This is a genomic window from Nocardioides sp. YIM 152315 (genome assembly GCF_029210375.1).
In the GTDB taxonomy this organism is placed as follows: Bacteria; Actinomycetota; Actinomycetes; order Propionibacteriales; family Nocardioidaceae; genus Nocardioides.
In genome coordinates this window covers 424,669-437,761 of the sequence record NZ_JARGER010000037.1, presented here as the reverse complement: position 1 = coordinate 437,761, position 13,093 = coordinate 424,669, and the positions used below count along the sequence as shown (strand labels likewise).

Below are 13,093 nucleotides of genomic sequence, written 5' to 3'. Positions count from 1 at the left end.
GGTCCGTACCATCGGGGGCGTGGCGGGCAGGGAGAGCGTGAGCAGGCTGGCGGGGCGGTACGTCGTGCCGCGGCTGCCCGCGCTCGCGCCCGACCTCAACGCGAGCTTCGTCCGCGAGGCGCTCGATCGCGCGATCCACGGCATCGGACCGCTGGCCCCGGCGGCGGTCGCGGCCGAGCGCCGGCTCCGCGACGCGGAGGGCCACGCGCGCCGCGCGCTCGACGCGATCGTGGACGACCACGTCCGCTACGCCGGCGCCCAGGGACTGCTGACCAGCGTCGGCGGCGCGCTGACCGCGGTCGTCACGGTGCCGACCAACATCACCGGGCTGGCGCTGATCCAGACCCGGATGGTGTCGGCGATCGCCCACCTGCGCGGCTACGACCTCGACGACCCACGGGTCCAGGACGCCGTGCTCGCCTGCCTCCTCGGCGAGGCCAGGGTCGACGCCCTCGTGCGCGACCGGAAGATCCCGGCGCCGCCGATGGCGCTGGCGACCGCGCCCGCGCACGACCCCGACACCCATCGGGTGCTCGCCGCGGAGGTGACCGCCGAGCTGGTCGCCAAGGTGGGCGGCAAGCGTGCCGCCGTGGCGTTCACCCGCAAGGTGCCGATCGTCGGCGGCGTGGTCGGCATGGGCGTCGACGGCTTCGACACCTGGCGGATCGGCGACTACGCCGGCTCCGAGCTCCGCCCCCGCGCCCGCCGGTAGGCCTTGAGCAGCCCGCGCCCGAGCCTGCCCTCCTGCAGGCGGCGCACGCTGCGCTCGCGCCAGCGGTAGGTCGGGCGCAGGTAGGAGCGCTCCAGCGCCCTCTGGGTGTCGAGCAGCTCGGCGCGCAGGCCGGCCTCGACGTGCCGCAGCCGCGCCGTCTCGAGCAGCACCGCCTTGATCGCGTCGACCGCAGCCTCGGCCACCTGGGCCTCGTCGGGCTGGTCGGGGCTGACGTAGTCGGTCGTGGGCGGAGCGCCGACGAGGTCGTGCAGGTCGCCGACCACGTCGTACCCGCGCTTCTCGATCTCGGCGATCCACGACGCGGTGACCTCGCCGACCCACGGGTGCAGGTCGGGCGGCAGCGCCAGCCGCGGCGAGGAGGTGCGCTGCGACAGGGTGTGGTGGGCGAGCAGCTCGCGGACCAGCGGCCGGTAGTCGGCCGGGTCCAGCTCCTGGTTGGCGGCCCGGTTGATGCGACGCACCAGGGTGGTCTCCGGGACGCCGAGCGACGGGTTGGCGCGCTCCGCCTCGAGGTCGAGGTCCAGGCCGTCGAGGCCGAGGACCACGCTGAACCGCTTCCACAGCAGCTGCTGCGGCCCGCCCGCGGGCGGGACCGTGACGACGTGGATGCGCTCGGGCGGCAGGTCGTGGCCCCACCGGTCGAGGATGTCGGGGAGCTCCTGGACGCCCCAGAACCACGAGGAGATGCGGGTGTCGCGCGCCGGGTCCGTGACCTGCTCGAGGAACGCGCGGTAGGGCAGCGCCGCGCGGTGCTTGACGTTCTCCTGCCACTCAGCGGGGATCTGGCGCACGAGGTCTCGCGCGGAGATCACGAGATGGACCTCGCTGCCGTCCCCGTGGCCGAGCGAGGTGAGCGCCCGACCCGCCTGGGAGCGCGAGGCGGTCGCGAGGATCTCGTGGCTGATGATCGCGGTGCCGCGGTGTCGGCGCACCTGCCCGGCGAGCCGGTCCCATGCGCCGACCGCCTCGGCCTCGAGACCGCCCCACGGCATCCGCATCAGGTCGAGGGCCGCGAGGAAGTGGGCGTCGAAGCGGTCGGCCGGGTAGAGGATGCCGGACCTCGCGAGCCGCCGCCGGTTGCGGAAGAGCACGTCCTGCAGGTACGACGTGCCGGTCTTCGGGGTGCCGACGTGCAGGAGGACCCGGGTGCTCACGCAGTACCTCTCTTCTCCGGCTGCTCCAGCAGCAGGCGCATCCCCAGCGCCAGCGCGCCGGCGTCCGACGGCTCCGGGACACCGGGGCGCTCGGTGGGCAGGAGACCGTCCGGGTCGCCGTGGACAGCGTATCCAGCGCGCAGCAGCGCATCGCGCATCCGGGTCGCCTGCCCGTGCGCGCGCTCGACGTGCCGCGCCGGCAGCACCAGCGCCGGGCCGGGGGAGGTCGCGAGCCGCGGCACCAGCGTGCGGCGCAGCAGGTCGCGGCGCACCGGGGGTGCGACGAGCAGCCCGAGCACCTGCCCGACCCGGCGGGCCAGCTCGATGGCGTCCGCGGTGAGCGGCAGCGCTGCGGCCGGCGCCCGGCGGACCCGCACCAGCCGGGGCACGGCGCCGAGGTCGAGCACGATGCGCACGCGCGGGGCGCCGACGCGTTCGCGCCAGACCGCGGCCGTGCGGGCGAGGTCGACGCGCTGGGGCACGGTGTCGCGGACCGCCCGGCCGACCCATTCGCGGAAGGGCGGCGCGCCGTACCCGAGGCTGCGGGCGGTCCACTCGTGGACGAGCATCTCCCCGAGGTCGCTGCCGAGCACCAGCACGACGGAGCCGCGGCCGCCCGGGGGGCGGCCGCGCGCGGTCAGGTCCTCGCGGCGCGGGTCGGCGAGCACGGGGTCGCCGACCATGCGGTAGCGCTGTCGCCACGGCCGGATCGCGCGGGGCCGTGGCGACTCGGGGAGCCCCGCGGCCAGGACGTCCTCGGCGAGCAGGCCGGCGAGCACGCGGAGCAGCTCCTCGTCGGGCAGGTCGGCGGGATCGATCGGTGCGGGGCCGAAGGCCCGCGGCTCGACCGCGCCGCTGAGCTCGAGGTCGGGGCGCCCGCGCCCGGGCGCGCTGGCCTCGAGCACCCGCGCCGCCAGGTCGGCCGGCACGTCCCCCGCGGCGTTCAGCCGGCGCAGCAGCTCGAGCTGCTGGGCACCCGGGAGGTAGCGACCGCCCGGCTCTCCGGCGCCCTCCCAGACACGCCACGGAGTGGCCCCGCCGTCCCGCAGGTGAGCGTGCCAGCCCCAGGCACGCCGCAGGCCGCCGGGGTCGGCGTCGGCGGTCACCGCTCGCGCAGCCGCTCGGCCTGGGTGCGCACCCGCGAGGCCAGGGTCCGGTCGGGATCCGGCCGGCGCGCGGCCTCCCTGGTCATCGCGGCCAGGGCGTTGAGCGCGGTGTCGAGCTGGCGCTTGCGGCCGACCCGGTCGGGGTGGCGGTAGCGCTCGTCGGGGTCGGGTCGCACCGGGCGCAGCTCCTCGACGTCGCCGACGAGGTGGACGCCGCTGCCTTGGATCCACTCGATCCAGCGCTCGGCCCGCTCCTCGGCCCAGTCGAAGTGGTCGGGCGGCAGGCGTACGGCGGCGGACTCGCGCCGCACCAGCTCGCCCTGGTCGAGCAGGTTGCGGATCAGCTCGTCGTAGGCGCCCTCGTGGCGCGTCGCGCGCTTCATCCGCTTGTTGAGCTGGCGGATCACCTGCGTCTCCGAGCGGCCGAGGGACCGGTTGGAGCGGTCGCTGTCGAGTGGTGCCCAGGCGAGGTCGATGCCCAGCACCTCGCACATCCGCTTCCACAGCGGGTCGCCGTGCCGGCGCTCGTCGCCGGACTGCGGCACGGTCACGACGTGCACCCGCTCGGGCGGCAGACCCGCGCCCCAGGTGCCGAGCACGCGCGGCAGGTCGAAGGCCCGGCTGAACCACGTCTTGTTCTGCGTCATCCGCTCGAGGAACTTCTCGTAGGTCCACGCCCGGCCCTGCTTGATGCTCTCCTGCCAGGCAGCCGGCACCTGCCGCGCCAGGTCACGCACGGTGTAGACGACATGGATCTCGGAGCCGGCCAGGTCCCGCATCGCGCGGGCGACCTGGTCGGAGGTGGCGGGCGCGAGGACCTCGTGGCTGATCACGACCGTCCCGGAGCGACGCCTGACCTTGCGGACCATGGCCGACCAGCCGCCCTCGGCGTGCCCGGCGGGTCCGCCCCAGTCCTGCCCGAGCAGATCGAGCGCGGCCCGGAAGTTGAACAGCGCCGGGCTGACCGTCGGGCCGCCCGGGAAGTGGATGTCGTGCGCCGCGAGCGACCGGGAGTTGAGCGAGAGCCGGTCCTGCAGGTACGTCGTTCCGGTCTTGGGCGCACCGACGTGCAGGTAGACCCTCCTCGTCATGAAGGGGATTCTGCCAGTGCCCGGACCACGGCCGACGGGCTGGGCCGTCCGAGGTGGCCGGCCATCCACACGCTGGTCGCGACGACCTGCCCGAGGTCGACCCCGGTCTCGACGCCGAGGCCGCGCAGCATCCACACGAGGTCCTCGGTGGCCAGGTTGCCGGTGGCGCTCTTCGCGTACGGGCAACCACCGAGCCCGCCCGCGCTCGCGTCGTACGTCGTGACGCCGGCCCGCAGCGCGGCGTACGTGTTCGCGAGGGCCTGTCCGTAGGTGTCGTGGAAGTGCATCGCGAGGTGGTCGGTGCCCATCCCGGCCTGCTGGAAGGCGGTCAGCAGCGCCGCGACGTGTCCGGCGGTGCCGACGCCGACGGTGTCGCCGAGGCTGAGCTGGCTGGCGCCGAGGTCGAAGAGCCGCTTGCCGACGTCGACCACCTGGTCGATCGGCACCGCACCCTCCCACGGGTCGCCGAAGCACATGGAGACGTAGGCGCGCACGTCGAGGCCGGCGTCGCGGGCGCGGCGTACCGTCGGCTCGAACATGGCGAACTGCTCGTCGAGGCTGCGGTTGAGGTTCTTCTGCGCGAAGGTCTCGGTCGCGGAGCCGAAGATCGCGATGTGGCGGGCGCCGAGCTCGAGGGCACGGTCGAGGCCGCGCTCGTTGGGCACCAGCACCGGGCAGTCGCGACCGGCCTCGCCGAGGAGCTCCATGAGGTCCGCGGCGTCGGCGAGCTGGGGCACCCACCTCGGGTGCACGAAGCTGGTCGCCTCGACGATCGGCAGCCCGGCGGCCGTCAGCCGCTGGACGAACTCGGCCTTCACGCCGGTCGGCACCAGGGCCTGCTCGTTCTGGAGGCCGTCGCGCGGGCCGACCTCGTAGATGGTGACGCGCTCGGGGAGCCCGTCGGCGCGGACCGTCATCGGCAGGTCAGTCATCGTCCTTCTCCACCTCCAGGAGCGTGGCGCCGAGGGCGACCTGCGCGCCGGTGCCGGCGGCGAGGCCGGTGACGGTGCCGTCGAACGGCGCCTTCAGCGCCAGCTCCATCTTCATCGCCTCGAGGACGACGAGCACCTGGCCGGACTCGACCCGGTCGCCGTCGGCGACGCGTACGTCGAGCACGGTGCCCGGCATCGGCGCGGTGATCGCGCCGTCGCCCAGGTCGAGGGCGTGGTCGCCGAACACGTCGGGCCGCCGGAAGACGAAGCGCTGACCCCGGAGCACGATCTCGACGTGGTCGGTGCCGACGTCGGCCACCGGACGGTCGTGCGGCTCCGGCCCGGCGAGCGTGACCCGCTCGTCGAGGTCGATGACGACCGGCGCCGGATCGGCGCCGAGCCGGAATCCGTCCGAGCGGAACGGGCCCTCCTCCTCGCGCCGGGCCAGGTGCACCTCCCACGCCGCGGCCAGGCGCGCCGGGCCGGGGTCCGGCGCGGGCACGTCGTTGCGGTCCAGCCATGCGGTGTCGATCGTCGCGTCGCGGAACTCGTCGCTGGCCACCAGCGCACGCAGGAACCCGGTGTTGGTGGTCAGCCCGAGGATCGCGGTGTCGTCGAGCGCGTCGACCAGCGCGGTCCGCGCCTCCTCGCGCGTCGCGCCGCGGGCGATCACCTTGCCGAGCATGGGGTCGTACGACGTGCTGACGACCTGGCCGCTCTCGAGGGCGTGGTCGACCCGGATCGGGTCGTCCGCCTCTCGGCTAGCCAGAGGTGCGTGTGAAGCGGACGACCCGGGCCAGCGGACGAGCGTGGCGGTGCCGGCCTGGGGCAGGAAGCCGCCGAACGAGTCCTCGGCGTACACCCGCGCCTCGATCGCATGGCCGGTGACGGTGACGTCGTCCTGGCCGACCGGGAGAGGCTCGCCGGCGGCGACGCGGAGCTGCAGCTCGACAAGGTCGAGACCCGTGATCGCCTCGGTGACGGGGTGCTCGACCTGGAGGCGGGTGTTCATCTCGAGGAAGTAGGCCTCGCCGGTGCTGTCGTCGAGCAGGAACTCGACCGTGCCGGCGTTGCGGTAGCCGACCTGCCGGGCGAGCGCGACGGCGCTGTCGGTGACGAGCGCGCGGACCGCGGGCGTGATGGTCGGCGCCGGCGCCTCCTCCAGCACCTTCTGGTGGCGTCGCTGCGTCGAGCAGTCACGCTCCCAGAGGTGGATCACGCTGCCGTGGGCGTCGGCCATGACCTGGACCTCGATGTGGCGGCCGCGCTCGACGTACTTCTCGACGAGCAGGGTGTCGTCGCCGAAGGCGCTGCGGGCCTCGCGCGCCGCTGCGGCCCTGGCCTCCTCGAGATCCCCCTCGTCCCTGACGATGCGCATGCCCTTGCCGCCGCCGCCGGACGCCGCCTTCACCAGCACCGGGAAGCCGGCGTCCTCGCCGCGTGGCACCACAGGTACGCCGGCGGCGACCGCGATCTCGCGCGCGTGGTCCTTGCGGGCCATCGCCTCCATGGCCTCGGGCGGCGGGCCGATCCAGGCGAGGCCGGCCGCGGTGACGGCGCGGGCGAAGCCGGGGTTCTCGGAGAGGAAGCCGTAGCCGGGGTGCACCGCGTCGGCACCGGCCGCCAGCGCCTGCGCGACCTGGGCGTCGGGGTCGAGGTAGTCGCCGGAACTGGCGGTCGAGGTGAGGCCGAGTCGGTGGCAGGTCCGGGCGATCCGGGCGGCGATCTCGCCGCGGTTGGCGATGAAGACGTGGTCGAACATCGTCACATCCTGAAGATTCCGTAGCTGGGCTCCGGCACGGGCGCGTTGGCGGCGGCCGCGAGGCCCATGCCGAGGACGCGGCGGGTGTCGGCGGGGTCGATGATCCCGTCGTCCCACAGGCGGGCGGTGGCGTAGTAGGGCGAGCCCTGGGTCTCGTACTGCTCGCGGATGGGGGCCTTGAGGTCCTCGTCGTCGCGCTTGCCGGCCACGGTGGCGAGCACGGACGCCGCCTGCTCACCGCCCATCACCGAGATCCGGGCGTTGGGCCACATCCAGAGGAAGCGCGGGTCGTAGGCGCGGCCGCACATGCCGTAGTTGCCGGCGCCGAACGAGCCGCCGATGACGATGGTGAACTTCGGGACGACCGAGCAGGCGACGGCGGTGACGAGCTTGGCGCCGTCCTTGGCGATGCCGCCGTTCTCGTACTCCCTGCCGACCATGAATCCGGTGATGTTCTGCAGGAACACCAGCGGGATGCCGCGCTGGTTGCACAGCTCGATGAAGTGCGCGCCCTTGAGCGCGGACTCGCTGAAGAGGATGCCGTTGTTGGCGACGATGCCGACCGGGTGGCCCCAGACGTGCGCGAAGCCGGTCACCAGCGTCTCGCCGTACAGCTTCTTGAACTCGTGGAAGCGGCTGCCGTCGACGATCCGGCGGATCACCTCGCGGACGTCGTACGGCGTGCGCGTGTCGGCGGGGACGGCGTCGTAGAGCGTGCTCGGGTCGTCGTGTGGCTCCTCGACGGGCGCGATCTCATACGGCGCGCCCTCGTGCCGGCGTTCGAGGGTGCCGACGATGCTGCGGACGATGGCGAGCGCGTGGGCGTCGTCCTCGGCGAGGTGGTCGACGACGCCGGAGGTGCGCGCGTGCACGTCGCCGCCGCCGAGCTCCTCGGCGGTGACGACCTCGCCCGTGGCGGCCTTCACCAGCGGCGGGCCTCCGAGGAAGATCGTGCCCTGGTTGCGCACGATCACGGTCTCGTCGGACATCGCGGGCACGTAGGCGCCGCCGGCGGTGCACGAGCCCATCACGCTGGCGATCTGCGGGATGCCGCGTGCGGAGAGGTTCGCCTGGTTGAAGAAGATCCGGCCGAAGTGCTCGCGGTCCGGGAACACCTCGTCCTGCATCGGCAGGAAGGCCCCACCCGAGTCGACCAGGTAGACGCACGGCAGGTGGTTGTCGCTCGCGACGGTCTGCGCGCGCAGGTGCTTCTTGACCGTCATCGGGTAGTAGGTGCCGCCCTTGACCGTCGCGTCGTTGGCGACGACGACGACCTCGCGGCCGCTCACCCGGCCGATGCCGGTGACGACACCCGCGCTCGGCACGCTGTTGGACCCAGGGTCGCCGTACATCTCGTAGGCCGCCAGCGGGCTCAGCTCGAGGAACGGGCTGCCCGGGTCGAGCAGCCGGTCCACCCGGTCGCGGACGAGCAGCTTGCCCCGGTCCGTGTGCTTGCGCCTGGCCGCCTCGCTGCCGCCCAGCCGGGTGGCCGCCAGCCGCTCGCGCAGCTCCTCCACCAGCTCCTTCATGTGGCTCACCCGGCCTAGGTTAGCGATCATTAACCTGGGGGTCCATCGGCCGGTGCCGGGATACCCGGTGCACCGGGTGTTCCTGCACTTCTCGGGCGTTGCATTGCCCCAGAAGCGACCGCATTCCCGGTGAACCGGGTATCCATGCGACGGAACAACGCGACCGCCCGGACCGTTGGGCAGACATGACCGCCGTAGCGCTGACCGCCGACACGTTCGAGCAGACCGTCGTCGACAACGACATCGTGCTCGTCGACTTCTGGGCGTCCTGGTGCGGCCCGTGCCGCCAGTTCGCACCGGTCTTCGAGGCCGCCTCCGCGCAGCACGCCGACGTGGTGTTCGGCAAGGTCGACACCGAGGCCGAGCAGTCGCTGGCGGCCGCCGCCCAGATCACCTCGATCCCCACGCTGATGGCGTTCCGCGACGGCATCCTCGTCTTCTCCCAGCCCGGCGCCCTCCCCGCGCCGGCGCTCGAGCAGGTCATCACCGCGGTCAAGGACCTCGACATGGACGACGTACGCCGGCAGATCGCCGAGCAGGAGCAGGGCCAGCAGCCCGACGCCTGAGTCACACCCGTCATCGAGTTAACGACCGCTAACCTTGGCGGCATGAGCCGCCCCCCGGATCGACGCAGTCAGATCCTCGACACCGCGGCCGAGCTGTTCGCGGCGCGCGGCTACCACGGTGTCTCGGTCGCCGACCTCGGCGCGGCGTGCGGCATCTCCGGACCGGCGCTCTACAAGCACTTCGAGTCCAAGCAGGCGATGCTCGCCGAGATGCTCGTCTCGATCAGCGAGGAGCTGCTGCGCGTCGGCGGCAAGCGCGTCGCCGACGCCGACGCTCCCGGCGCCGCGCTCGTCGCCCTCGTCGACTGGCACGTCGACTTCGCGCTGCGGCACCGGCCGCTGATCGTCGTGCAGGACCGCGACTGGGAGTCGCTCCCCGACGACGCGCGCGAGCAGGTGCGCCACCTGCAGCGGGAGTACGTCGATCTGTGGGCCGCCCAGCTGCGCCTGCTCGATCCCGCGCTCGACCTCTCCACCGCGCGGGCGAAGGCGCACGCGGCGTTCGGGCTGATCAACTCCACTCCGCACAGCGGCCTCCTGCCCGATCCGCAGCTGCGCGAGGTGCTCACGACGATGGCGCTGGGGGCGCTTCTCCGCTGACCCGCCCGAAACTTTCGGGCGGGTCGGCGTCATGGAGGATCCGGGCGGCGTAGAGCGCGGCCTCGACGGCCAGGTCCAGGTCTCGGTCGATGTCGTCGGGCCGGGCGGACGAGGTCTGGCGGGCGTGCAGACGCGCGAGCAGCTCGTCGCGGGGCAGGCCGCGCAGCTGGAGGAGCACGAGCGGGTCGGCGTCGACCAGCCACGCCAGCTGGTGGAGCACCGCCAGGGCGTGGACGCACGGGTCGGCCCAGTGGTCGCACCCGCAGGCCGAGCCCAGCTCGAACCCGCTCGGCAGCAGCTCCACCCCGGCCTCCTCCGCCTGCTCGACCAGGTCGTGCGGGAGATCGCCGGCCAGCAGTGACGCGACCCGGCCGGCTTCGGCCGCGACCGTCTCGACCAGGGCGGCGAGTCCGGCGTCGTCGAGCACCGGCAGCGTGCCGTCGACGGTCCAGAGGCCGCGGGGGTCGTCGACCGACGCGACGTAGCGCCCCGGCTCGGTCGCGATCTGCCCGACGTGGCCGCCGCGCGCCAGGGTGCGGGCCGCCTTGAGGTCGGCGTCGGCGTACGCCGCCTCCTCGACGGCGCGCACCCAGGCCTTGCCCCACCAGGTCGTGGCCCGGGCGCCGCCGCGGCGCGCCGGGACCCGGGGATGCAGGACGGCCGTCATCACTCCTCCGCGGCGTCGGGGCTGAGGGTGACGAGGTCGCGCAGCTCGTCGTTGCTGAGCTCGGTGAGCGCGGCCTCGCCGCGGCCGAGCACCGCGTCGGCCAGCGCCCGCTTGCGACCGAGCATCTCGGCGATCCGCTCCTCGATCGTGCCGCGGGTGATGATCCGGTGCACCTGCACCGGCCGGGTCTGCCCGATCCGGTAGGCGCGGTCGGTCGCCTGCTCCTCGACGGCGGGGTTCCACCAGCGGTCGACGTGGATGACGTGGTCGGCACGGGTGAGGTTGAGGCCGGTGCCGCCCGCCTTGAGGGAGAGCAGGAACACCGGCACGTCGCCCTCCTGGAAGCGCCGCACCATCGCCTCCCGCTCGCGCACCGGGGTGCCGCCGTGGAGGAGCTGGTGGGGGATCCCGGCCCGGGCGAGGTGCGACTCCAGCAGACGGGCCATCGCGACGTACTGCGTGAAGACCAGCGCCGCGCCGTCCTCGGCGAGCACGGTGCCGAGCAGCTCGTCGAGCAGGTCGATCTTCTGAGACCGACCCGAGAGCCTGCCGGCGGACTGCTTGAGGAAGTGTGCCGGGTGGTTGCAGATCTGCTTCAGGCCGGTGAGCAGCTTGAGCACGAGTCCGCGCCGCGTGTCCTCGTCGGCGCGCTCGATGCGCTCCATGATGTCGCGGACGAACGACTCGTAGAGCACGACCTGCTCACGGGTCAGCCCGATCCGGTGGTCGGTCTCGGTCTTCGCCGGCAGCTCCGGCGCGATGCCGGGGTCGGACTTGCGGCGGCGCAGCAGGAAGGGGCCGATCAGGTCGGCGAACTGCCGGGCCTTCGTCGGCTCGCGTCCCGACTCGATGGGGCCGGCCCACACCTTGCGGAAGGCGTTGCGGCTGCCGAGCAGCCCCGGGATCGCCCAGTCGAGGATCGCCCACAGCTCCGTCAGGTTGTTCTCGACCGGCGTGCCGGTGAGCGCGACCCGTGCCCGGCACGGGATCGTGCGCAGCGCGCGGGCGGTCGACGTGCGCGGGTTCTTCACGTGCTGCGCCTCGTCGGCGACGACCAGGTCCCATGCGACGGACGCGAGCCGCTCGGCGTCGCGCTGCATGGTGCCGTACGTCGTGAGCACGAACCCGTCCGCGATCGAGTCGAGCTCCCGGTCGCTTCCGTGGAAGCGGGTCACGGGCGTGCCGGGGGCGAAGCGGCGTACCTCGTCCTCCCAGTTGCCGAGCAGGCTGGCGGGACACACGACCAGCGTCGGCCCGGTGGCGCCGCGCTCGTGGCGGTGCAGGTGCAGCGCGATCAGCGTGATCGTCTTGCCGAGGCCCATGTCGTCGGCGAGGCAGGCGCCGAGCCCGAGCGAGGTGAGCTCGGCCAGCCAGGTGAGACCGTGCTGCTGGTACTCGCGCAGCGACGCGGCCAGGGCGACCGGCGGCTCGACGGGCTCCCGGGTGGCGGCCGTCAGCAGCCGCTCGCGCACCTTCAGCAGGCTGGCGCCGACGATGACCTGCTCCTGGGTCTCGGCGACCTCGACGGTGCCGGTGAGCGCCGACGCGACCGCCTCGGCGGGCCTGACCGTGCGCAGCAGCCGCTTGCGCGCCTTCCGCGCGATCGACGGGTCGACGACCGTCCAGTTGCCGCGCAGCCTCATCAAGGGCGTGGCCGACGAGGCCAGCTGGTCCATCTCCGCCTCGGTCAGGGGATCGCCGTGCAGCGCGACCTGCCACGTGAAGGCGAAGAGCGACTCGGTGCCGAGCAGCGGCTCGTTGAGCGGTTCCTCGCGGACCGGGCCCGGCCCGCCCGTGGCGGTCCGGTCGAGGGTCGCGGTCGCGCTCAGGTCGCGGCCCAGGCTGCGCGGCCACATCACGTCGACGTCGCGGTCACGCAGCGCGGCGACCCCCTCGTCGAGCAGGCTCACGAGCTCGTCGGTGTCGAGGGTGATCTGGTCGGGCACCCGCAGCGCAAGCAGCCGGTCGAGCACCGGCCACGCGTCCGCGGCAGCGCGCAGCGCGATCGTCGCGTGGGTGCGGGCCCGCTCGCCGAACCCGTGCTCCTCCGGCCCGTGGGTCCACAGCACGGCGAGGTCGCTGAGGTGCAGGGCGTTCTGCTCGTCGTGCACCTGCGGGACCAGGCGTACGGCGCCCGCGACGAGCTCCTCCTCGTCGGCCTCGACCCGGATCGAGAGCCGCACCAGCTGCGGGAGGTCGCTGGCCTCCACGCGCCGGTGCCGGGCGAGCCGGGCCTGCAGCCGCTCCTCGAACGAGGGTCGACGCGGACTCGTCGGCGCCCGCTCCGGCACCTCGACCGGCGGCTGCCGCGGCATCGCGTCGGCGATCGCGTCGATCAGGTCGCGCACCAGCCCCTCGTCCTCCCGCTGGGCGCGGGCCAGCATCTCGATGCGGTCCTCGTCGTCGGAGTCGAGCCCGCTGACCCGCCAGCTCGGCGTACCGCCCGCGACGGCGGGGCCGGGCGCGAACTTCCCGGCCGCGACGAGGCGCATGCCGAGCAGCGCGGCTCCGCTCAGCAGTCCGACGGTCGGGTGCAGGTCCTCGCGGTTGCGGGCCCGGGTGAGCACCGGGATCGCGGCCCGGATCGGCAGCGCCACCGTGCGCCGCTCGTCGCTGAACTCCACCACCCCCGCGCGCGGTGGGTCGCCCGCTCGGAACGTCGCCGGGCCGGAGAGGGGGACGAAGGACACAGGGCGACGTTAGCCCGCGGCACCCACCTGCCCCGGTCGCCGTCGGCATCGTCCTCCGACCTGGGGGGAGACGGAGCGTGGATCGTGGGCTGAGGAGCGAGGGCCCCCGCGGAAGGGACCGTGGTGGACATGAAGAAGCCACCCAACCCCATCCGTCGTCGTCTGCCGCGGTGCTCACCGCCGAGCGGCTGACCGAGCGGTGCGCCACGCGCGCGTCGACCTGGACGAACTTGACGGCCCGGACCGCACTGCGGCGAACGGTC

Annotated in this window: 11 protein-coding genes; 3 read left to right on the top strand and 8 right to left on the bottom strand. The window is 73.8% G+C overall.

Features of this window, described 5'->3' with window-relative positions:
• Positions 1–19: 19 nt before the first annotated feature.
• Positions 20–712 (top strand): EcsC family protein, encoded by a 693-nt coding sequence (locus PZ894_RS13620; RefSeq protein WP_275745546.1) that lies wholly within the window; start codon positions 20–22, stop codon positions 710–712.
• Here the strand turns inward: PZ894_RS13620 and PZ894_RS13615 are convergent.
• The 6 genes from PZ894_RS13615 to PZ894_RS13590 are packed head-to-tail and all read right to left on the bottom strand — an operon-like array spanning position 673 to position 8,307.
• Positions 673–1,887, bottom strand: a complete 1,215-nt coding sequence (locus PZ894_RS13615; protein WP_275745545.1) for a hypothetical protein — start codon at positions 1,885–1,887, stop codon at positions 673–675. The genes PZ894_RS13620 and PZ894_RS13615 overlap by 40 nt on opposite strands.
• Positions 1,884–2,993 carry a hypothetical protein gene (locus PZ894_RS13610; RefSeq protein WP_275745544.1) on the bottom strand — a complete coding sequence of 370 codons (1,110 nt, stop codon included), beginning with the start codon at positions 2,991–2,993 and terminating at the stop codon, positions 1,884–1,886. The genes PZ894_RS13615 and PZ894_RS13610 overlap by 4 nt, the downstream gene beginning before the upstream one ends.
• Positions 2,990–4,084 carry a hypothetical protein gene (locus tag PZ894_RS13605; protein ID WP_275745543.1) on the bottom strand — a complete coding sequence of 365 codons (1,095 nt, stop codon included), beginning with the start codon at positions 4,082–4,084 and terminating at the stop codon, positions 2,990–2,992. Before PZ894_RS13605 ends, PZ894_RS13610 begins: the two co-directional genes overlap by 4 nt.
• Positions 4,081–5,016: a hydroxymethylglutaryl-CoA lyase gene (locus PZ894_RS13600; RefSeq protein WP_275745541.1), complete on the bottom strand. Its 936-nt coding sequence runs from the start codon at positions 5,014–5,016 to the stop codon at positions 4,081–4,083. Before PZ894_RS13600 ends, PZ894_RS13605 begins: the two co-directional genes overlap by 4 nt.
• Positions 5,009–6,778: a biotin carboxylase N-terminal domain-containing protein gene (locus PZ894_RS13595; protein WP_275745539.1), complete on the bottom strand. Its 1,770-nt coding sequence runs from the start codon at positions 6,776–6,778 to the stop codon at positions 5,009–5,011. Before PZ894_RS13595 ends, PZ894_RS13600 begins: the two co-directional genes overlap by 8 nt.
• A 2-nt stretch (positions 6,779–6,780) precedes the next feature.
• The gene (locus tag PZ894_RS13590; protein ID WP_275745775.1) at positions 6,781–8,307 is read right to left on the bottom strand and encodes a carboxyl transferase domain-containing protein; all 1,527 of its coding nucleotides are present in this window, start codon (positions 8,305–8,307) and stop codon (positions 6,781–6,783) included.
• Positions 8,308–8,492: 185 nt separating this feature from the next.
• On the opposite strand from PZ894_RS13590, the gene trxA reads away from it, so the two are divergent.
• Positions 8,493–8,873, top strand: coding sequence for a thioredoxin (gene trxA, locus PZ894_RS13585; protein WP_275745538.1), 381 nt, complete (start codon positions 8,493–8,495; stop codon positions 8,871–8,873).
• A 42-nt stretch (positions 8,874–8,915) separates the two neighbouring features.
• Positions 8,916–9,473, top strand: coding sequence for a TetR/AcrR family transcriptional regulator (locus PZ894_RS13580; protein WP_275745536.1), 558 nt, complete (start codon positions 8,916–8,918; stop codon positions 9,471–9,473).
• On the opposite strand, the gene PZ894_RS13575 is transcribed toward PZ894_RS13580, so the two are convergent.
• Entirely contained in the window at positions 9,439–10,140 is a 702-nt protein-coding gene (locus PZ894_RS13575) for a hypothetical protein (RefSeq protein WP_275745534.1), read from the bottom strand. The genes PZ894_RS13580 and PZ894_RS13575 overlap by 35 nt on opposite strands.
• Positions 10,140–12,830: a DEAD/DEAH box helicase gene (locus PZ894_RS13570; RefSeq protein ID WP_275745533.1), complete on the bottom strand. Its 2,691-nt coding sequence runs from the start codon at positions 12,828–12,830 to the stop codon at positions 10,140–10,142. The genes PZ894_RS13575 and PZ894_RS13570 overlap by 1 nt, the downstream gene beginning before the upstream one ends.
• Between the last annotated feature and the right edge of the window lie 263 nt (positions 12,831–13,093).